Raw genomic sequence first — 19,450 nt, forward strand, 5'->3', positions numbered from 1 at the left:
TGCGCCCCCACTGGCGGCGCCGGACCCAGCCAAAAATCGGTCAGCAGACCGATCACGTTTAGAACAAGGGGGGCTTTCAGGCAAGATTCAGATCGCCGCGGCCCCGGCCCGGCGGTACTCGTCCCAGCGGTCCTGCAGGGCCTGGCTGAGGATCACCAGCTCGCCCTGATACAGGCTCAGCGCCTCCATCAGCAGCGCCAACTCCGATTCCGCCTCGTGGCCGGGCGAATAGGCGTTGGGAATCCTGCTGTCGCCGGGATAGCTGCCCGCCGGGTGGCTGTAGAGGTCGACCCCCGAGATGACGAGGCGGGCGGGCTGCAGCGCCACGGCGACGGCCAGCATGGCGGCGCCGTTGGTGGGGCGCACCCCGTCCCAGCGCGGTTCGGAAAGGTAGAGGCCGAAGCGCTCGATGGTGGCGTAGCGCAGGCCCTTGAGGTCTGGCCGCATCAGGCGCGTGACCAGCAGGCGGGCCTCCGACTTGATGGATTGGAGGCCGAAGATCGCGCCCTTGACCGTCGCCAAGGTCGCCTTGGAGCCGGTGAAGACCATGTCCGGCCGGGTCAGGAAGCCGCGCTCCAGCCAGCTATGGTTGACGCGGAACAGAACGTCGTACTCGACCTTGCCGACTTCCGGGGCTTCCGAGGAGGGGCCGTTGCCGAGGCAGAGGATGGTCCGCGGATCACCAAGCGCCCGGCGCAGGGCTTCGATATCGTCCAGGCGCCGGACGTGGCCGGCCAGCAGGCGGCGTAGCCGCGGCTGGGCCATGGCCCACAGCGCCAAGGCCTCCAGCCGCCGCCGGATCGGCCGCTGTTTGCTGCGGTTCAGCTTCAAGTCCTGCATCAGCAGGCGGGCCAGCACCGGCATGGCGGCTGCGGTACGGTCTTCGGCCGCACCCGCCAGCAGGCTGATCCGCTGCCGCGCCACTCCTGCTCCGGCGAGGCGGTCGGCGGCGGCGGCGTCGAGGACGAAATGGTGCTCGATGCGCTCCGGCCCGGCCCCCAGGGCCCGCGCGTCCGGCGCCGCCGCGCCGCCGGGCATCTGCCCTATGGCGGAGGGCGTGGCGCGGCGGTTGGCGGCGCGCAGGATGGGCCGGTCGCCTGGCTGCAGGTCGCCCAGGATCATCAGGCAGCGGACGTTGAGATTGATGAGGAAGCGATTGGCGATATAGGCGAAGGGCAGGGGCGGCGGCAGGACCACCGCTTGCGGATAGGCTGCGCGAAGCCATTCGCGCGTCTCCAGGTCCGGCGCGGTGAAGAGGATGTCGAGGCGCGGATAGCGCTCGGCCAATGCCGCGATCAGACAGCGCGCGGTTTCGAAGTCGCCGCGCTTGCGGCCGATGAACCAGAACGTCCGCTCCCCCGGATTGCTGGCCTGGCCGCAGCGCACCAGGAAGCCCTCCGCCGGTGCGGGGGTCTGGGGGGAGGCCTCGACCACGGTCAGCGCGCCTCCACGAGCTGCCGCACGCGCTGGGTCAGGGCGTCGAGCCGGGGTGGCTGGGTCGCAGCGGCCGGCGGGCGGCCGTCGCCGAAGGCCCGGGCGACGCCCGCGGCGATCATGCCCCGGTGCATCAGCTCCAGATCGCGTGGCGGCACCACCAGCCCGCGCTGGATCAGGCCCTCGCAGAACCGTGCCCAGAGCCCCTGGTCCCCGGCAGACTTGCCGTGGCCCTGCGCGGCCTTCAGCACCCCGGTGGCCAGCCGCGCACGCAGGGATTCGGGCTTGGGCGGGACGGGATAGATGTAGAGCGGCTTGGCGGCGCCGGCGGCCTCGGCCAGCATCGACTCGCTCTCGCCGGTTACCACCAGTATATCGGCCTGGGCCAGGTAGCCCAGATAGGGATTGTCCTGCTGGTCGCGGCGCCAGAAATGCATCGCGGCCGCGGGCGCGCCTTCTTTCAAGGCCTGCTCCACCGCGGCGCCGCTGCGCCGGCTGGTCACGCAGGTGAGGGAGCCGCCCAGGGCCTCGGCGAAGGCCTGCGCCTCGCCGGCCATGCGTGCCGCCGTCTCCGCCGTCAGGCGGTGGTGCGCGGTGGTGCCGCCCACCAGCAGGGCGACGCGCGGGCGGGCCGCGCCGTCGAAGAGATCGGGCCAGCGCGCCGCGGCAGCCTGCAGGCGCGCCGGCGTCACCTGGGTCGGCGGCAGCAGCAGTTCCAGCCGCTTGGGGTGGGCGGGCTGCTGGAAGTGGGCACAGGCGACGGAGAGATCGAAGTCCCCTGCCACGTTGGCCGCTTTGCGGCCCAGTTGCACCAGCTTGCTGCGGCCGCCGCTCTGGCGCTTGATCCAGCGCGCGATGGGGGCCGTGCGGCGGCCCATGGCGATGACCAGGTCCGGCCAAGGGGGCGAGAGGGCGTCGGAGCGTGCGGCGTCGAGCGAGAGGCGGCTGGCGCCCAGCAGTCGGTTGCTGAGGCGGTTCAAAGCCGTGAATCGCAGCTCGCGGGTCTCGTAGGGCCAGCCCAGCGCCTCGGCCAGGCCCACCGCCTGGGTGGTGTGGCCGGGGCGGTCGTCGAGCAGCAGCCACAGCCGCGGCGTCGCCGCGGGGGGACGGTCTTGGTCCGGATGGGGCACCATCTCGGCTGTGCGCGGCTCCAGAACGGGCATAAGAGGGACGAAAACCGGTGGCTTCAAGTACCGATGGGGCGCGGCTTCCTCCACGAAATCCCGTGACAGGGTCATTGCCGACGCCTGGACATAGGGTTTATATCCAGCGGCCAGCGGGGTAAAGCGCGCTGATCGACGCAGGCAGCCGTGTCAGGCCCCACGGAGTTCCGCAGATCCCCAAGCGATACGGGAATTTATGTCTATCTTAGTTCTGGTCCGACACGGCAAGACGGAGTGGTCGAGCCAGAATCGCTTTGCCGGCTGGGCCGATGCGCCGCTGAGCGCCACCGGGGAGCAGGAGGCCCGGCTCGCCGGGCAGAGCCTGGCCGCCGCCGGCCTGCGCTTCGATCTCTGCTGCACCTCCTACCTCAGCCGGGCCACCAAGACCTTGGAAATCCTGCTGGAGGAACTGGGCCAGCGCGATCTGCCGGTGGAGCGCAGTTGGCGCCTGAACGAGCGCCACTATGGGGCCCTGCAGGGCTTCAACCGGGCCAAGATGGCGCTGCAGTACGGCAACGACAAGGTCGCGGCCTGGCGGCGCAGCTTTACCGCCGAACCGCCGGCCTTGCCGGACGGCGATCCGCGCCTGCCGTGTCTCGATCCCCTCTATGCCGGCATCGACCCGGCGCTGCTGCCGCGCGGCGAGAGCCTGGAGCAGGCGGCCGCGCGGGTGGCGCCCTGGTGGCGGGACTTCTTGGCCCCGCGTCTCGGCCAGGGCGAGAACGTCCTGGTGGTCGCCCACACCAGCAGCATCCGCGGGCTGGTGCGCGAGATCGAAGGCCTGAGCGGCGAAGAGGCCGCGGGGTTCCGCATCGCCACCGCCCTGCCGGTGGTTTACACCCTGGACGCGGGCCTGAATGTCGCCGGCCGGCGGGAATTGACCGCGGGCTGGAGCAGCCGGTTGCGCAAATTCATCAACAAGCACAAGCCGGGCACGCGGATTTCCTGGATTTAGCGGCGTTGCGCCGGGTTGGGGCAGGGCGTTGATTGTTGCCCGCCTTGCTCTTAGTTTTGAGCGCGAATCGCGTTCCTGAAGAAAAGGCAGTCCCTCACGTGTTGTTCGCCAGAACGCCCTGGTCCGGCCGCAAGTACTTTCTCGACAAGATGACCCTGCGGGAGTTGGCGTGGGCCTACGCGACCTACCCGGCGATCCAGGTCTATGCGCTACTCGGCCTCGCCGGCATCGCGCTTGCGGCCTATTGGGGCGGTGAGCCCCTGGCCCTGGCCGCGGCGGGGGCGGCGACGGTCCTGGTCTATCCCCTGGTCTGGTATCTGCTGCACCGCTTCGTGCTGCACGGCCGCACGCTCTACAAGTTTCCGCAGACCGCCGCCCTGTGGAAGCGCATCCACTTCGACCACCACCAGGACCCCAACGACCTGGGCGTCCTCTTCGGCGCGCTCTACACGACGCTGCCGACCATCCTGCTGGTCACCCTGCCGATCGGCTGGTTGATCGGCGGGCCGGCGGCGGCGGCCCTGGCGGCGGCGGCGGGGATGCTGACGACCTGCTTCTACGAGTTCTGCCACTGCATCCAGCATCTGCCCTTCACGCCGAAGCGGGAGTGGCTGCGCCGTATCAAGCGCTATCACCTGGCGCACCACTTCCACAGCGAGCACGGCAACTACGGCATCACCAACTACTTCTGGGACCGGCTGTTCGGCACCTTCTACGCCGAGCCCAAGACCTTTCCGCGCAGCGAGACGGTCTTCAATCTGGGTTACACCGGAGCGGAGTCCGCGCGCTTTCCCTGGGTCGCCTCGCTGTCCGGCATCGCGCCCGGCAGCGCGGTACTGCGGCGCGGCCGCGAGGAATGACCGCGCCCCGGGCTTTGCGCAAGGAAGGTTCCGTGACGGTAAAGGCCGTCGAAACCCCCGGCGACCGCGAAGCCTTCATTCGGGTGCCCTGGGCGCTCTACCGCGACGATCCGGCCTGGGTTCCGCCACTGCTCATGGAGCGGCGCGACCACCTGAACCCGAAGAAGAACCCTTTCTTCCAGAAGGCCGAGGCGCGCTTCTGGCTGGCGCTGCGCGACGGCCGTCCGGTGGGCCGTATCTCCGCCCAGGTGAACCGGGCGCACCTCGATCGCCACAACGACGCGACCGGCCACTTCGGCATGCTGGAAGCCGAAGATGACGCCGAGACCTTCCGGGCGCTGCTGCAGGCGGCGGAAGACTGGCTGCGCGGCCGGGGACTGACACGCATCGCCGGGCCCTTCAGTCTTTCGATCAACGAGGAGTCCGGCCTGCTGGTGGAGGGCTTCCACTATCCGCCCTCTTTGATGATGGGACACGCGCGGCCCTATTATGCGGCGCGACTGGAGGAACTGGGCTACGCCAAGATCAAGGACCTGATCTGCTACCACTACGATGCCAGGAACGACCTGCCGCCGGCGGTCGCCCATGTCATGCGCAAGGCCATGACGTCGCAGGATCTGGTGATCCGGCCGCTCGACATGAAGAACTACGCGCAGGATCTGCGCGTTATCCGCGACATCTTCAACGATGCCTGGTCGGAAAACTGGGGCTTCATCCCGATGTCGGAGGCGGACCTGCAGCACATGGCCAAGGAGCTGAAGCCCATCGTGCGCCCGCAGTCGATCGCCATCGCCGAGCTTGGCGGCGAGCCGGTCGCCATGGCCATCGGCCTGCCCAACGTGAACGAGGCCATCGCGGATCTGAACGGGCGCCTGCTGCCCTTTGGCTGGGCCAAGCTGCTGTGGCGCCTGAAGGTCAGGACCACGAAGACCGCGCGGGTGCCGCTGATGGGGGTGCGCAAGGCCTATCACAGTTCCCTGCTGGGCGCGGCCCTGGCGATATCGGTCATCGAAAGGATCCGCGAGTCGCAAAAGGCGCTGGGTGTGGAGAGCGGCGAGTTGTCCTGGATACTTGAGGACAACCTGCCCATGCGCCGCATGATCGAGCAGTTCGGCGGCGAAGCCTACAAGACCTATCGCATCTACGCCCGCGGGCTCGGGTCATGAGCGAGGGGACGCCGGCGCGCTTTGCCGCCCTGGTGCTGGCGGCGGACCGCGGGCCCGACGATCCGGTTTCGCGGGCCGCCGGGGTGGCGCACAAGTGCCTGGCGCCGGTCGCCGGCAAGGCCATGCTGGAACGGGTGGTCACCGCCCTGGCGGCCAGCGCCCAGATTGGCCGCATCGCCGTTTCCCTGCGCGACCCGGCGCTGCTGGGGCAACTGCCGGCCTTGGCGCCGCTGGTGGAGGAGGGGCGGCTGGTCGCCTTGCAGGCGGCGGGCTCGCCCAGCCGCAGCGTGCTGCAGGCGGCCCGGGATCTCGGCGAAGCCTTTCCGCTGCTCGTCACCACCGCCGATCACGCCCTGCTGACGACCGCGATGGTCGATCACTTCTGCACCGCCAGCCGGGCAAGCGGCGCGGCGGTGACGGCGGGGTTGACCGCCTCGGCGGAGCTGCTGGCGCGCTATCCGCAGTCCAGGCGTACCTACCTCGCGTTCAAGGACGAGCGCTATTCCGGCAGCAACCTCTTCACGCTGATGAGCCCGGCGGCACTGGCGCTGCCCGAACTGTGGCTGCGGGTCGAACGGCAGCGCAAGCAGCCCTGGCGCATCGCCGCCGTTTTCGGCCCGCTGCTGCTGCTCGGCTATTTGTTGCGCCGCTTCACCCTGGACCAGGCCATGGCGCGCGTCTCGGCACGCCTGGGGGTCGCCGTGGCTGCGGTCAAGATGCCCTTCGCCGAAGCGGCTATCGACGTCGACAAGCCCGAAGACCTGGCGCTGGTCGAAGAGATTCTGGCGAGAGCGTAAACGGGCTTAGGACGACTCGGCGGCAGCCAGATTGTCGTCGGGCTTGGGGCGCCAGGAGGCGACCATGCGCTTGGCCGTCTGCAGGTCCACCGGATAGTCGATCTCGCACCAGTCGCGCCCGCTGATGGTAACGGCCTGGATCTCGACCTGCGGGGCCAGGGCCGCGATGACCGAGAGGTACCACTGGCGGAGCGCCGCCGGATCGCGCATTGCGGCCTCCAGCGCTGCGGCAAAATGCCGCGGACCGTCCCCGCGGAAATACAGCATGCCGATGGACTCGCCCTGGACGCGCTCGGCCGGCAGCTTCTTGCCGATGTCGAGCAGGCGGCTGCCCTGCAGTTCCACCTTCATGTCGTCGTCGTCGTACTTCTCCTTGTGGTCCACCGCCAGGCTGACCGGGGCCGGCGGGCTGGCCAGCAGGGTCTCCAGCACTGGCAGGCTGAACAGGGTATCGCTGTTCAGCAACAGGAAGTCCCCGGCCATCTCGTGGCGGGCCATCCAGCAGGTCGCCAGGTTGTCGGCGACGCCGTAGAAGGGGTTGTAGACGCAGCGGAAGCTTGCCGAGGGCCAGCGCCGGGCAAAGCTCTCCAGACGTGCCTCGACGGCCGCCAGATTGAAGCCGGCCAGCACCACGATGTCCTCGACACCGCAGGCGACCAGCGATTCGATCTGCCATTCCAGCAGCGATTTGCCGCCGACTTCGAGAAGGGCTTTGGGCTCCACTTCCGTGAGGGGGAGCAGGCGCTTGCCTTGGCCGGCGCCGATAATCAAGGCTTTCAACGCGGAATGGATCCCAGGTGGCGATTTTTGGCTTTCACGCAGGCGGTTTTGATCACATGTTCCTTGTGTTACGTCAACCTCTGAGCTGCCCTGCGGCGGCGGACCCTGCCCGATGTTCACCCTGGCCCATATCTCAGACCCGCATCTCGGCCCCTTGCCGAGGGTTCGTGTCAGAGATCTGATGAACAAGCGCTTTTTCGGCTGGCTGTCGTGGATGCGGCGGCGCCGGGGTATCCACCGGCTGGAGGTGCTGGCGGCCCTGGCCGAGGACCTGGGTACTCTCGCGCCCGACCATCTGGTGGTGACCGGCGATCTGACCAACATCGCTCTCCTGGAGGAGTTCTCGCGGGTCGCCGAGTGGCTGCAGGGCCTGGGGACGCCGGAGGGCGTCTCAGTGATCCCGGGCAATCACGATGCCTATGTGGCGGTGCCCTGGGAAACGTCGCTGGCCAAGTGGCAGCCCTTCATGACCTGCGAGGCGGGGCAGGGCGGCGATGCCGGTGCTGATGCCAGCCACCGCGGCGGGCCGGAAAGCTTCCCCTTCGTGCGCTACCGCGGCCCGGCGGCCATCGTCGGCCTCTCCTCGGCCCAGGCGACGCCGCTGTTCTGTGCGCACGGCACCTTGGGGACGGCGCAACTGGAGCGCCTCAGGACGCTGCTGCGGCGCCTCGGCGAAGAGGGGCGGTTCCGCGTCGTGCTGCTGCACCACCCGCCGAGCCTGGACAACATCGCCTGGCGCAAGCGTCTGGTGGATGCAGTGCCTTTCCGCGAGGTGATCGCCGAGGCGGGTGCCGAGCTGATCCTGCACGGCCACGACCACAACTTCGGCGTAGAGCGGATCCCAGGGCCCGGGGGCGATGTGCCGGTGATCGGCGTGCCCTCCGCTTCCGCCGGCCGGGCAAGCAAGCATCCGATCGCCCACTACCAGCTCTACGATATCGAGCGCGACGGCAAGGGCTGGCGCGTCGGCGTCAGGGCGCGGGGCTTCGACGCGGCCCGCGGCTGCTTCCAGGAGGCCCGCAGCTACGCGCTGTAAGCGGTGTCAGCCCTGGAGATAGAGGATCGATATGCGGAGGCTGGTAAGGCCGCTGTCGATGCTGAACAGCGTTTCCTCCAACTCCGGCTTGCCGAAGCGGAAACCGGGATTCTGGGAGAAACCGTAGCCTTCGGTGGGGATGCCGAGGAAGTCCCGGTCGAATTTCTTGTTCCCGTTCTCGTCATGATAGAGTGCAACCGAATAGCGGCCGTTGGCGGGGGCCTCCAGGCAAAGCACGGTTTCGCCCTCATGGGCCTCGACCCGGATCCGGTCGAGCCTCTTGCCGCTCTTCAGGAAGGTCTCGGGGTCGTCCGAATAGAGAACGGCGGTGATCAGGCCCTTGGAGTTGCGAACGTTGTCCACCGTCACCTGGATCGTGCTGGCCGCTGGATCGCTTGCGGCCGCCACCGGGGCGGTGCATTTGGCCTCCAGGGGTTCCTCGCCCCGCGCCGGGGAGGATCCGGCCCAGGTCAGGGCGGCGGCGGCGAAGACGGCCGTCAGCAGGGGCAGGAAGGCATCTTTTGTCTGGACCGTACGGGAACTGGGACCCATCTTCGCATTCCCATTCATTGCAAGCCGGAAGGATGCCCGAGGCGGCACCATCTGATATTACGGGGCGGGGGCGGTTGCCATCCCCCCGCGGCTCCCGCGAGAGCCCGGGCCAGCGTCAGTTCAAGCGAGGTATGACCGCAGCGTGACTTTGTCAAGTAAGCCCAACGAGACCATGGCCAAGTTCGGCTACCCCGGCAGCCTGATCCGCGATTACCGCCGCTGGGTGGTGCTGCTGCGCCCGCATCAGGCGACGCTGGCCGCCCTGGTGCTGGTTTGCAAGGACGAGGCGCAGGCCTTCGGCGACATCTCGGGCGAAGCCTTCGCGGAGTTGCAGCAGGTGATCGGCGACATCGAGGCGGGGCTCGGCGCCTTCCGCCCCTATCGGAAGATCAACTACCTGATGCTGATGATGGTGGACAAGGACGTGCATTTCCACGTCCTGCCGCGCTATGACGCGGCCCAGGAGTTCCAGGGACTCGTCTTCGAGGACACCGGCTGGCCGGCGGCCCCGGCGCTCGCCGGCGGCCTCCATCCGGAGCCCGCGGAGCTGGACGAACTGGCCGCTGCGGTAAGGGCGGTTTGGCCGGCCCCGGCCGGCTGACGAGAACGGAGAGCGTTAGCGGCCCTGCCATGTCGACCATCAACAGCTACATCCTGCGGCAGACGCTGGGTCCGCTCTTCGCGGCCATCGGCATCGCACTGCTGGTATTGCTGACCGAGCGCATGCTGCGGCTGCTCGACCTGGTGCTGGATACCGGCGGCGGGCTGACGGTGTTGCTGCAGATGCTGGCCTTCCTGGTGCCGCACTACATGGCTTTGGCGCTGCCGGTCGCCTTCTTTCTTGGCGTGCTGCTGGCTTTCAGCCGCCTGCACCACAGCCGTGAGTTGGACGCGCTCGGGTCGGCGGGCATCAGCCTGTCGCGCCTCATGGTCCCGGTGGTCCTTCTGGGGATCGGCCTTTCGGTCCTCTCGGCAGCGAATTTCGCAGTGGGCCAACCCTACACGCGCTACATCTATCGCGCCCTGGTGCACAATGTGTCGGAGGCGGCGGCGAACGTCTATCTGAAGGAGCGAACCTTCATGGAAGTGAAGGGCGTGACCTTCATGGCCGAGCGCATTTGGCGCAACAGTCAGGAGTTTGCGAAGGTCTTCATCTACCAGGAGGACGACAAGGGCCAGGCGATCGCGACGACGGCCGAGCGAGGCAGCCTCCACGTGGCCCCGAAGGGCGAGCAGTCGACCTTGCTGCTGCGTGACGGCGTGCGGCTGGAAACGCCGATCGAAAAGCCGGACGAGGCCGGGGCGGAGAGCCGCAGTTCCGCCGGCCAGGCAGGCGCCCTGCAGTTCGACCAGCTTCAGGTGCCCATCGACCTGGTGGGACAAGAGGGGTTCCGGCCGCGCGGCGAGGATGAACGCGAGCTCACCCTCTTCGAGCTTTGGCGCTATCGCCACGCACCGCCGCAGGGGGTGACGACGGACCAGATGCTGGCGGACTTCCACGATCGCCTCGTGCGCAGCTTCTCCGTTCTCTTTCTGCCTTTCCTGGCGGTGTCCTTCGCCCTGGGGCCGCGGCGTGCGCGGCAGTCCTACGGCATCGCCGCGGGCCTGCTGATTCTGGTGGCCTACAATCAGGCCCTCAGCATCGGCAAGTCGCTGGCTTCTATCGGCAGCGTGCCGCCTCTTCTCGGGCAATGGCTGCCTTTCGCCGCCCTGGCGCTGGGCAGCGCCTGGCTCTACTACCGCAGCGCTTTCGTGGTGCCGCCGGGCGGCGCCGGCCGTTTCTCTCCGATTGCTATCCTGGAGGATGCGGTGCAGACCCTGCGCGCCGGCCTGCGCATGAAGCGGCGCCGGCCGTCGGATTGATCGGGTTGGCGGCATGAACGGGCTGGCGGAATGAGCGGATCGGCGACATGAAGACCCTGGCAGGCTATCTCACGCGGCTGCTGGTGATGCGCTTCCTGCTGCTGCTCTTCGGTATGGGCGCCTTCCTGCTGGGCCTCGACCTGATGGTCAACGCCAATAGCCTCTTGACCGAGGGCGGCGGCATCGAGCCGCTGGTCCGCTATATCCTGCTGCGCAGCCCGACCATCGTCTCCGACCTCATCAAGATTGCCACCCTGCTGGCCGGGCTGCTGACCTTCGCGACTCTGATCCGCCATGGGGAGCTGACGGCGATTTGGGGCGCCGGCATTTCGCAGTTCGGACTCTTCCTGCGGCTCATTCCGCTGGCGGTCGTGCTGGGCGGCCTGCAGTTCGCCGTCGACGATTTCGCGGTGCCCGTGGGCTTCGACGGCCTGCGCGAGTGGGGCATCGGTGAGTACGATCGGGCGGACGGCGCCGGCCTGACCGAAGGCGTGACCTGGATCCATGTCGGCCGCGACATCGTGCGGGTGCCCACCGCGAACATCGGGGAAGGACGCCTCGACGATTTCACGATCTTCCAGCGTGACGACAACGGCGGCCTGCTGGCCCGGCTCGACGTTGCCGAGGCCCACTATGCCGGCGGCTTGTGGGTTTTGAGCGGCATAGAGGAGCGCAGCGCCCAGGGCGGCGTGCTGAGGCAGAGTGCCCGCCGCGACTGGCGCATTTCGCTGGACCCGGAAAGCCTGCGCAATCTCAGCGCCCATCCCCGCCATCTCTCTTTCGATCAGATCAGCCGTTTCGCCGGAGGCGATGGGCAGGGCACCTGGGCGCCCTACCTCTACCGCACCTGGCTTTACGAGAAGTTCAGCACCTGCCTGGTGCCGCTGCTGATGCTGCTGCTTTGCGCCGCCCTGGCGCAGCAGTCGCAGCGCAGCGGCCGGGTCGAGCTGCTGTTCCTCGGCGGCATTGCCATCGGCTTCGCCTTCTTCATTTTCAACGGCATCACCCTGGCGATGGGCGAGGTGGGGCTGCTGCCGCCGCTGATCGCCAGCGCCGTGCCCCTGGTGGCCCTTACCGCCGTCGCCATGAGCGTCATCTACTGGCACGAACTGAAGAAGCGGCCGGCTTAGGGAGGCTTTCTTGACAAGCGCCGCCGGGTCCGATTAATGGAGCGGAACCGCCCCTCTTGCGCCTTGGCGCCGTCCGGAAGAGGCTCGCCAAGGCCCTGATTTTCATACCAATGTTCTATAGTGAGAGTTCACTTGCCCGCTGAGAAGGAGCCACGGCCAATTGTCGCCGCCATCGTCGGCGCCGCCGATCCCCGGGTGTGGTGCGCCAGCGCTGGAGAGCGCCTGCGCCGTCAGCTCGCCCGAGCCGGCGTCACAGAGATCGTCGAGGAAGGCGCGCTGGCCGGGCAGGAAGGCTCCGTTCTGCTGCTGCGCTCGGAGGGCGTTATCGACACGCCGCTGCTCCAGGCGCTGCTCGCGGCGCCGGGCGCGGTGCTGCTCTCCAACGGCGCTCCGTCGGGCGTGCCTCTGGCGGTTCACGCTCCGGCCGGACTGGCCGGCGCGGCGGCCGAAGTGTTGCGGCACGACGGCGCCGGGGAACTGCCCGAAGGCTTGCAGGCCGTCACCAGCGGCGACCTCGGCGCCTCCTACTGGCAGGCGCTGCGCAAGCGAGAGGAGCCCTATGCCCTGCTTTTACGCGCGGAAAGCCTGAAGCCCATCGAGTGGCGCATGTTCATGGGCACCTACAAAGGCGCCACCGACTTCGTCACCAAGTGGTTCTGGCCGCGTCCGGCCTTTCACGCGACCAAGCTCTGCGCGCGGCTCGGCATCACGCCGAACCAGGTGACGGCGCTGAGTGCGATCCTGGTCGTCGCCGCCTTCTACTGGTTCTGGGAGGGCAACTGGCTGCCCGGCCTGCTGGCCGCCTGGGGCATGACCTTCCTCGACACCGTCGACGGCAAGCTGGCCCGCATCACCCTGCAGTCCAGCAAGTGGGGCAACGTCTTCGACCACGGCATCGATCTGGTGCATCCGCCCTTCTGGTACTGGGCCTGGGGCGTCGGCCTGCAGCAGGCCGTCAGCCCGGACAGCCTGGCGCTGATGCTTGTCGTGATCGTCGCCGGCTACGTGCTGCAGCGGGTGATCGAGGGCCTCGCCATTTGGCGCCTGGGCCTGGAAATCCACGTCTGGCGCAAGATCGACACCTGGTTCCGCCTTTTCACCGCGCGGCGCAATCCCAACCTGGTGCTGCTGACCCTCTTCGCGCTCTTTGGCCGCCCGGACCTGGGTCTCGCCGCGGTGGCCGTATGGACGGCGGTCTGCCTGCTGCTGCATGCCCTGCAGATCCTGCAGGCGCTTTTCGCGGCGCGCCGCGGCAGGCTGAATTCCTGGATGGCGGGGCCGGCGTGAGCGCCGGCGGCGGGAAGCCCAGGATCGGCGTCATCACCAACCCCGGCAGCCAGCGCAACAAGGCGGGCCTGGGGGAACTGCGGGAACTGCTCGACGGCGCGTCCAATGTCGAGCACGCCGTGCTCGACAAGATCACCGACATCCCGGAGATCCTGCGCGGCTTCGCCCGGCAGGAGGTTGGCGTGGTGGCCGTGGCCGGAGGCGACGGCACGGTGCAGGCGGCGCTGACCGAGCTCTACGGCCAGCGCCCTTTCGAAAGCGACCCGCTGCTGGTGGTGGTGCCGCGCGGCATGACCAACATGATCGCCGCCGACGTCGGCCTGAAGCGGCGCGGCCTCGCGGGGCTGCGGCGGCTGCTGGCCGCCGATGCGGAGATCCTGGCGCGCGCCTGCCTCTCGCGGCGCATCCTGCGCCTGGAGAACGCCCTGAACCTGCCGCCGCAATACGGTATGTTCTTCGGCGGCGCCGGGATCACCCGCGCCATCGATGCCTGCCGCAGCAAGGTCCATCCCTACAACATCAAGTCGGACTCGGCGGCGGCGGTGACCCTGGCGGGCCTGTTGGGCAGTTGGCTGCTGCGCGGCGGGGGGAACGGCCGCGAGGGAGGAAGCATCTTCTACGGCGACAGGATCGCGATGACCTTTGACGACGCCCCGACACAGACGCTGGAGAGTCTGCTGATCCTCGCGACCACATTGGACAAGCTGATCCTCGGCAGCCGGCCCTTCTGGGACGGCGGGGGCGACGAGCCCGGGGGCCATTTGCGATTCACCGCCATCGCCTATCCTCCCAAGGGAATGCTGCGCTACGCCCTGCGCATCCTCTACGGCGGCCCCCAGCGCAAGCTGCCGCCGGAGACCTATCTGAGCCGCAGCCCGCGGCGCGTGGCGCTGGCCATGGACTGTCCCTTCACCCTGGACGGCGAGATCTTCGAGCCGGCACCGGGCAAGGAGATCGTCCTGAGCGCCGCCGACGAAGCCCGTTTCGTGAGGCTGTGAACGGTGCCCGGCGACGCGCTGACGGCTTTGCGGGAGGCGGAGACGGCCGAGGCGGTGGCCGCGCCGATCGCCGCCATCGTCGAAGCCGCGCGCGCGCGCCACGGCGCGGCGGTCTCGGCGGTGATCTTCTACGGCTCCTGCCTGCGCCTGGGCGACGACGACGGCAAGGTTGTCGATCTCTATCTGCTGGTCGACAGCTACGCCGCGGTCTACGGCCGGGGCCTGCGGGCTTTCCTGAACTGGGTGCTGCCGCCCAACGTCTTCTACCTGGAAGCGCCTTTCGAGGGTCGCCAGGTGCGCGCCAAGTACGCGCTGGTCTCGCTGGCCGATTTTGAGCGCGGTGCCTCGGGGCGCTGGTTCCATCCCTATCTCTGGGCCCGCTTCGCGCAGCCCTGCCGCCTGCCATACTGCCGCGACGCGGCGGTGCGCGCGCGGGTGGTGGCGGCGCTCTGCGGGTCGGCGCGCAAGGTGGCGGGCGAGGGGCTGGCCCTGGTCGACGGTGTCTTCAACAGCCGCGATCTCTGGGTTTCCGTGTTCCGCCAGACCTACCGCACCGAGCTGCGCGCCGAACCGCCGGAGCGGGCGGAGGAGATCTACCAGGCCAACGCCGCCCATTACGGCGAGGTGGCGGCGACGGTGCTGCCGCTGCTGGGCGCGCGGGCGGCGGGCGGCGGCTGGCAGGCGCCGGCGCAGCCGCGCCCGAACCTCAAATGGCTGCTGCGCCGCTGGCAGGGCAAGCTGTTGTCGGTGGCCCGCCTGGTGAAGGCGGCCTTCACCTTCCAGGATGGCGCGCAGTACCTGCTGTGGAAGATCGAGCGGCACTCGGGCGTCAATATCGAGGTGACGCCCTGGCAGCGCCGCCATCCGGTCCTGGCCTCGTCGGTGCTGTTCTGGAAGCTCTACCGCAAGGGCGCGTTCAGGTAGCGGCGGCCCCTATTCGGCGGCGGCCCCTATTCGGCGGCGGCCCCTATTCGGCGGCGGATTGCGCGGCTTCCCACTCCTTGAGGGCGCGGCGGGCCGCATCGAAAACCTCGCAGACCTTCTGCACCTGGGCCGGAGTATGGGCGGCCGAGAGGCTGCAGCGCAGCAGGCAGGAGCCGTCCGGGGTGCCCGGCGGCAACGCGAGGTTCACATAGACGCCGGACTCGATCAGCGCGTTCCACATGAAGACCGCCGCCTCTTCGCTGGGCAGCTTGACGGCGATGATCGGGCTCGTCTCGGCGCAAATCTCGAAGCCCAGATCCTTCAGGCCGCCGTAGAGCGCCTTGGCGTTGTCCCAGAGTTGGCGGCGCAACTGCGGCTGGGATTGGATCTTCTTCAGGGTGGCCATGGCCGTGGCGATACTGGACGGCGAGGAGGAGGCCGTGAACATGTAGGGTCGGCTGGTGAAGCGAAGCTGCTCGAACTCCGGGTTGCTGGAGGCGCCGAAGCCGCCGACCGCGCCCAGGCTCTTGGAGAAGGTGCCGACCACGTAGTCGACGTCGTCCTCGACGCCGTAAGCCTCGGCGATGCCGCGGCCGTTCTCGCCGAAGACGCCCAGGGAATGCGCCTCGTCGACCAGCAGGTCCACGCCATGGCGGCGCTTCACGTCGACGAATTCGTCCAGCGGCGCCTGGTCGCCCAGCATGGAATAGATACCCTCGACGATGATCAGCTTGCTCGTTCCGTCGCCCTTGAGGCGCTCCAGGCGCTTGTCGAGATCGGCCGGGGAGTTGTGGCGGAACCGGATCAAGGTGGCGCCGCTGAGGCGGCAGCCGTCGTAGATGCTGGCGTGGGAGTCGGCGTCCAGCAGGATGATGTCCTTGGGACCGGCCAGGCCTGCGATGATGCCCAGGTTGGCCTGATAGCCGGTCGGGAAGACCATGGCGGCCTCGCGGCCCAGGAAGGCCGCGATTTCCTGCTCCAGCACGCGGTGGCTGGCATAGGTGCCGTTGGCGATGCGCGAACCTGTGGTGCCGGTGCCCTGCTGGCGCACGGCTTCCACCGTGGCCTCGACGCAGTCGGGATCGAAGGTCAGGCCCAGGTAGTTGTTGGTGCCGACCAGGATGGTCTCGCGCCCGTCGATGATCGCCTCGGTTGCCGAGACGATGCGGTCCATGCACATGTTGAAAGGGTCCCTGCCGGCCGCCAGGAGGCGGTTGTGGCGGAGGGTGATCTGATCGTATTTATCGAACAGGCTCATGAGGTTAGCCCTTGCTCAGTTGTGCGAGCACCACATCGATCAGATCCTGGAGGTTGTTCACGTCCGGGAGCAGGCTGATCGGAATGTCGATCTCGAAGCGGTCTTCGATCTCCATGACCAGGTTCATGGCCGCTACGGAATCCATATAGAGATCGGCGGAGAGGTCGGTTTCCGGCGTGATGTCGATGTCTTTGGGATTAAAGGGTTGAAGGAGCGTAATAATCTCCTCTTGGACCTTATCGGCAGTCCACTGCATGTCGTTCCCTCATGATCGCGGCCTTCTGGCTTTGGAAGGGGCCCCGTTTCCTACCTGGTTCCCCCCAACGGCAACCGGGCGGCGCGTGCGGTGTCCGCGATGCCTGGGACGCGCGCGTCAAAGCCAGCCAGCAGCCTTATACCACGCGACGGTCTTGGAGAAACCCTCGTCCAGGCCTACCGCCGGACGCCAGGAAATGCAATCGCTCAGCGACGGGGAGCCGGGCAGAGCCTCGGGCGGCCGGGGACGGCAGACCCAGTCGGGATGGCCGATTTCGTTGACCTTGCCCTGGGACAGCACGGCGGGGCGGCCGCTCACCAGAGCGCCGGCGGTCCCGAGGGCCGCGGCCAGGCGCTGAAGCGCAGGGGGGACGGCGATGGCCCGCACGGGCCGTCCGGCCAGGCGCGCGGCGGCGGCCAGCAGTTCCGGCCAGCCATAGCCCCCGGCAGTGCCGTCATCGGGCTCCAGGATGCCGCCGGACGGCAGCTCCGGGGCCAGGGCGGCCACCGCGGCGGCGGCCAGGTCCTCAACATAGATCATGGAAAAACGCCCGCCGCCGCCGGGCACCAGGGCGAGGCCGCGCAGGAACTGCCGGAACAGGGGCAGAGTGGCCCGGTCGCCCGGCCCGTAGACCACGGCGGGTCGCAGGATCCGCCAGTCCAGATCCGCGCCGATGCGGCGCAGTTCCTCTTCGGCCTGGCGCTTGCTGTGGGCGTAGGGCGAGAGCTGCGGCTCCCGCGCCGCGAGGGAGGACATGAGCACGAAACACGGTGCGTCTCCGCCGGCCCGTTTTCTCGCTGTCACGGCGCGCAGCAGGGCCGCCGTGCCTTCCGCATTGACGCGCAGGAAGTCCGCCTTGCGCCGCGCGGCCACCAGGCCGGCGCAGTGGATCACCGCGTCCACGCCGGCGACCAGCTCGGCCAGGGCCTCTGCGGACCCGAGGTCGCCCGGAATCGGCGTCACGGTGCCCGGCGCCACGCCCTCGATCCCGGGCAAGCTGTCGGGGCGGCGGGTGAGGGCGCGCACCTGCCAGCCCTCGGCGACCAAGCGGCGCAGGATATGGCCGCCAACGAAGCCGGAGCCGCCGGTCAGGGCGATACTGCCGCGGGGCGTGGTCGCGTCGTTCATGGTTGTCTGTCGGCCCCGCGCGGGCGGGGCGGGCTCCCGGCGCCGGGCGGCGCGGCCAAGCTAGCTGCGCTGCTCGGAATAGGCTGGGGCCGGCGCGGCCTGCCGGCTGGTAGCGAGATTGAGATCGCAGATCTCTCCGGAGATGTAGTCGGCTTTCACCGCCGAACGGCTGAGCTTGCCGGAGGAGGTGAACTTGAGGGTCTTCGGCGGCACCAGGACCACGCGGCAGTCGGCACCGCAGGTCTTGCGCACCGTGGCCGCAACCTTCTTGCGCAGGCTTTCGCGCGCGGCGATGTCGTGCAAGCGGCATTGCAGGACGACGATCATGCGCTCGCTGCCGTCCGGCTCGATAACGGAGAAGCAGGCGACGTCGCTGCCACGGACTTCATCCAGGGCCTCGACCGCCCATTCGACGTCTTGGGGCCAGATGTTGAGGCCGTTGAGGATGACGAGATCCTTGCGGCGCCCGGTCACGACCAGCTTGCCGTCGATCATGTAGCCGAGGTCGCCGGTGTCGAGCCAGCCGTCCTCCGTGGTTACCGCGGCGGTGGCCGAGGGGTCGTTGAAGTAGCCGTCCATGACGCTGGGGCCGCGCACGACGATGCGCCCGACGTTGTGGTCCGCCAGCGGCGCGTTGGTCTCGCTGCGCACCTCGACCTCGTGGCCGGGAATGGGCGCGCCGCAGACCACGAAGGAGCGGGCGGCGCGGTCGTTGCCGTTGACGGTGCCGTTGGCCTTGCCGTTGACCGGAGTGACGTTGCCGGTGTGGGTGTAGTGCTCCTGGTCGATACGGTCGACCTCGACGCCCTGGTCCAGTGCCGCGAAGGCGACGGCGAGCGTGGATTCCGCCAAGCCGTAGCTGGGCAGGAAGGCTTTGGGCGAGAAACCCGTCACCGCGAAGGTCTCGGCAAAGCGGGCCAGCGTTTCGGCGCGGACCATCTCGCCGCCGATGCCGGCGACGCGCCAATGCGACAGGTCGATGGTCTTGGCCGACCCGTTGAGGCCGCGAGTCGCGCAGAGTTCGTAGCCGAAGGTCGGGCTGAAGGAGATGGTGCCGCCGTGCTGCGACAGCAGCTTCAACCAAGTCAGCGGGCGCAGGGCGAAGCTCTTGGTCGCCAGGTAGTCGAGAGTGATCTGACTCAGCATCGGGGTCAGGCAGAAGCCGACCAGGCCCATGTCATGGTACAGCGGCAACCAGGAGGTGGCGCGATCGCCGGCGCGCAGCTTCAGGCCGTGCTGGCCGATGCCGCGGGCATTGCTGGTGATGGCGCGCTGGGAGACGAAGACGCCGCGCGGCAGGCTGGTGCTGCCCGAGGAATACTGGATGTAGCAGGCTTCGTCTTTGGCGAAGGGGCGCAGGTCGCCGCCTACGGCGGGCAGGGCGTAGAAGTCTTCGGGTGTGCCGACCATCTTCAGGCCGTCCGCCGCTTCCTTCAAGTAATGCAGCATCTCGGCGGGGCCGACGGCAATCTCGGCACCGGCGCGGGTGATCATGTTGCGCAGGCGTCCGACATAGGCTTCATGGCCGCCCAGGTTGATGGTCAGCGGCAGGGGCACCGGAATCAGGCCTGCGTACTGGCAGGCGTAAAAGAAGATCAGGAAGTCGGGGGAGGTTTCGGCAACCAGGGCGACGCGGGCGCCGCGTTCGAGCCCAAGGCGGCCAAAGCGCTGCGCGAGGGAAACGGCGCGGTCGCGAATGTCTCGATAAGTCAGCGCTTCGCGCAGCTCGCCGCGCGGGGAAAAGAAATTGCACCCGGTTTCGCCCTGGGCCGCGTAGTCCAATCCGTCGACGAGTGTTTCGAATTCTGCGATGCGGAACGACAGGTTGCTGTTCGTTGATGCCGTAACACTTGGCATTAAATG

General features: G+C 68.4%; 19 protein-coding genes. 11 read left to right on the forward strand and 8 right to left on the reverse strand.

The genetic code is table 11. The features are described 5' to 3' along the window. Positions 1 to 87: 87 nt before the first annotated feature. Complete coding sequence (locus tag AAFN88_RS10800) at positions 88 to 1,434, reverse strand: hypothetical protein (protein ID WP_347520313.1); 1,347 nt, start codon at positions 1,432 to 1,434, stop codon at positions 88 to 90. A 2-nt stretch (positions 1,435 to 1,436) separates the two neighbouring features. After that, a complete protein-coding gene (locus AAFN88_RS10805; RefSeq protein WP_347520314.1) occupies positions 1,437 to 2,672 on the reverse strand; it encodes an ELM1/GtrOC1 family putative glycosyltransferase in 1,236 nt (411 codons plus the stop codon). 121 nt (positions 2,673 to 2,793) lie between these two features. Between AAFN88_RS10805 and AAFN88_RS10810 the strand changes: the two genes are divergently transcribed. From AAFN88_RS10810 to AAFN88_RS10825, 4 genes are all read left to right on the forward strand, one after another. After that, positions 2,794 to 3,552, forward strand: a complete 759-nt coding sequence (locus AAFN88_RS10810) for a 2,3-diphosphoglycerate-dependent phosphoglycerate mutase (RefSeq protein WP_347520315.1) — start codon at positions 2,794 to 2,796, stop codon at positions 3,550 to 3,552. Between the two features lie 98 nt (positions 3,553 to 3,650). After that, positions 3,651 to 4,412: a sterol desaturase family protein gene (locus AAFN88_RS10815; RefSeq protein ID WP_347520316.1), complete on the forward strand. Its 762-nt coding sequence runs from the start codon at positions 3,651 to 3,653 to the stop codon at positions 4,410 to 4,412. Between the two features lie 32 nt (positions 4,413 to 4,444). Beyond that, a complete protein-coding gene (locus AAFN88_RS10820; RefSeq protein WP_347520318.1) occupies positions 4,445 to 5,578 on the forward strand; it encodes a dATP pyrophosphohydrolase in 1,134 nt (377 codons plus the stop codon). Continuing rightward, positions 5,575 to 6,375, forward strand: a complete 801-nt coding sequence (locus tag AAFN88_RS10825) for a nucleotidyltransferase family protein (RefSeq protein ID WP_347520319.1) — start codon at positions 5,575 to 5,577, stop codon at positions 6,373 to 6,375. Before AAFN88_RS10820 ends, AAFN88_RS10825 begins: the two co-directional genes overlap by 4 nt. A 6-nt stretch (positions 6,376 to 6,381) precedes the next feature. Here the strand turns inward: AAFN88_RS10825 and AAFN88_RS10830 are convergent, their stop codons facing one another. Beyond that, a complete protein-coding gene (locus AAFN88_RS10830) occupies positions 6,382 to 7,155 on the reverse strand; it encodes a phosphocholine cytidylyltransferase family protein (RefSeq protein WP_347520320.1) in 774 nt (257 codons plus the stop codon). Between the two features lie 112 nt (positions 7,156 to 7,267). On the opposite strand from AAFN88_RS10830, the gene AAFN88_RS10835 reads away from it, so the two are divergent. After that, positions 7,268 to 8,191, forward strand: a complete 924-nt coding sequence (locus tag AAFN88_RS10835; RefSeq protein WP_347520321.1) for a metallophosphoesterase — start codon at positions 7,268 to 7,270, stop codon at positions 8,189 to 8,191. 6 nt (positions 8,192 to 8,197) lie between these two features. On the opposite strand, the gene AAFN88_RS10840 is transcribed toward AAFN88_RS10835, so the two are convergent. Next, complete coding sequence (locus tag AAFN88_RS10840; RefSeq protein WP_347520322.1) at positions 8,198 to 8,743, reverse strand: DUF2141 domain-containing protein; 546 nt, start codon at positions 8,741 to 8,743, stop codon at positions 8,198 to 8,200. 142 nt (positions 8,744 to 8,885) lie between these two features. Between AAFN88_RS10840 and AAFN88_RS10845 the strand changes: the two genes are divergently transcribed. The 6 genes from AAFN88_RS10845 (at position 8,886) to AAFN88_RS10870 (ending at position 14,945) form a co-directional block, all read left to right on the forward strand. Next, positions 8,886 to 9,344, forward strand: a complete 459-nt coding sequence (locus AAFN88_RS10845; RefSeq protein WP_347520323.1) for an HIT family protein — start codon at positions 8,886 to 8,888, stop codon at positions 9,342 to 9,344. Between the two features lie 29 nt (positions 9,345 to 9,373). Next, positions 9,374 to 10,606, forward strand: coding sequence for an LptF/LptG family permease (locus AAFN88_RS10850; RefSeq protein ID WP_347520324.1), 1,233 nt, complete (start codon positions 9,374 to 9,376; stop codon positions 10,604 to 10,606). A gap of 47 nt (positions 10,607 to 10,653) precedes the next feature. Further along, the gene (locus AAFN88_RS10855; protein WP_347520325.1) at positions 10,654 to 11,736 is read left to right on the forward strand and encodes an LptF/LptG family permease; all 1,083 of its coding nucleotides are present in this window, start codon (positions 10,654 to 10,656) and stop codon (positions 11,734 to 11,736) included. Between the two features lie 132 nt (positions 11,737 to 11,868). Further along, the gene (locus AAFN88_RS10860; protein ID WP_347520326.1) at positions 11,869 to 13,023 is read left to right on the forward strand and encodes a CDP-alcohol phosphatidyltransferase family protein; all 1,155 of its coding nucleotides are present in this window, start codon (positions 11,869 to 11,871) and stop codon (positions 13,021 to 13,023) included. Then, entirely contained in the window at positions 13,020 to 14,021 is a 1,002-nt protein-coding gene (locus AAFN88_RS10865) for a diacylglycerol kinase family protein (protein WP_347520327.1), read from the forward strand. The genes AAFN88_RS10860 and AAFN88_RS10865 overlap by 4 nt, the downstream gene beginning before the upstream one ends. A gap of 3 nt (positions 14,022 to 14,024) precedes the next feature. Then, entirely contained in the window at positions 14,025 to 14,945 is a 921-nt protein-coding gene (locus AAFN88_RS10870) for a hypothetical protein (RefSeq protein WP_347520328.1), read from the forward strand. Positions 14,946 to 14,988: 43 nt separating this feature from the next. On the opposite strand, the gene AAFN88_RS10875 is transcribed toward AAFN88_RS10870, so the two are convergent. The 4 genes from AAFN88_RS10875 to AAFN88_RS10890 all read right to left on the reverse strand — a co-directional run bounded on the left by AAFN88_RS10875 (position 14,989) and on the right by AAFN88_RS10890 (position 19,444). Beyond that, positions 14,989 to 16,203: an aminotransferase class I/II-fold pyridoxal phosphate-dependent enzyme gene (locus AAFN88_RS10875; RefSeq protein ID WP_347520329.1), complete on the reverse strand. Its 1,215-nt coding sequence runs from the start codon at positions 16,201 to 16,203 to the stop codon at positions 14,989 to 14,991. A gap of 4 nt (positions 16,204 to 16,207) precedes the next feature. Beyond that, positions 16,208 to 16,459 carry an acyl carrier protein gene (locus tag AAFN88_RS10880; RefSeq protein ID WP_347520330.1) on the reverse strand — a complete coding sequence of 84 codons (252 nt, stop codon included), beginning with the start codon at positions 16,457 to 16,459 and terminating at the stop codon, positions 16,208 to 16,210. 117 nt (positions 16,460 to 16,576) lie between these two features. Then, positions 16,577 to 17,587 (reverse strand): NAD-dependent epimerase/dehydratase family protein, encoded by a 1,011-nt coding sequence (locus tag AAFN88_RS10885; protein ID WP_347520331.1) that lies wholly within the window; start codon positions 17,585 to 17,587, stop codon positions 16,577 to 16,579. Between the two features lie 60 nt (positions 17,588 to 17,647). Next, complete coding sequence (locus AAFN88_RS10890; RefSeq protein ID WP_347520332.1) at positions 17,648 to 19,444, reverse strand: fatty acyl-AMP ligase; 1,797 nt, start codon at positions 19,442 to 19,444, stop codon at positions 17,648 to 17,650. Positions 19,445 to 19,450: the final 6 nt, after the last annotated feature.

It is taken from the genome of Pelagibius sp. CAU 1746, assembly GCF_039839785.1.
In the GTDB taxonomy this organism is placed as follows: Bacteria; Pseudomonadota; Alphaproteobacteria; order Kiloniellales; family Kiloniellaceae; genus Pelagibius.

Excerpts from the sequence above, each read along its gene's own strand:
- AAFN88_RS10835 (WP_347520321.1), top strand. The coding sequence starts at position 7,268 with ATGTTCACCCTGGCCCATATCTCAGACCCGCATCTCGGCCCCTTGCCG.
- AAFN88_RS10810 (WP_347520315.1), top strand. The coding sequence starts at position 2,794 with ATGTCTATCTTAGTTCTGGTCCGACACGGCAAGACGGAGTGGTCGAGC.
- AAFN88_RS10850 (WP_347520324.1), top strand. The coding sequence starts at position 9,374 with ATGTCGACCATCAACAGCTACATCCTGCGGCAGACGCTGGGTCCGCTC.
- AAFN88_RS10840 (WP_347520322.1), bottom strand. The coding sequence starts at position 8,743 with ATGGGTCCCAGTTCCCGTACGGTCCAGACAAAAGATGCCTTCCTGCCC.
- AAFN88_RS10825 (WP_347520319.1), top strand. The coding sequence starts at position 5,575 with ATGAGCGAGGGGACGCCGGCGCGCTTTGCCGCCCTGGTGCTGGCGGCG.
- AAFN88_RS10855 (WP_347520325.1), top strand. The coding sequence starts at position 10,654 with ATGAAGACCCTGGCAGGCTATCTCACGCGGCTGCTGGTGATGCGCTTC.
- AAFN88_RS10875 (WP_347520329.1), bottom strand. The coding sequence starts at position 16,203 with ATGAGCCTGTTCGATAAATACGATCAGATCACCCTCCGCCACAACCGC.
- AAFN88_RS10890 (WP_347520332.1), bottom strand. The coding sequence starts at position 19,444 with ATGCCAAGTGTTACGGCATCAACGAACAGCAACCTGTCGTTCCGCATC.
- AAFN88_RS10805 (WP_347520314.1), bottom strand. The coding sequence starts at position 2,672 with ATGACCCTGTCACGGGATTTCGTGGAGGAAGCCGCGCCCCATCGGTAC.
- AAFN88_RS10880 (WP_347520330.1), bottom strand. The coding sequence starts at position 16,459 with ATGCAGTGGACTGCCGATAAGGTCCAAGAGGAGATTATTACGCTCCTT.
- AAFN88_RS10885 (WP_347520331.1), bottom strand. The coding sequence starts at position 17,587 with ATGAACGACGCGACCACGCCCCGCGGCAGTATCGCCCTGACCGGCGGC.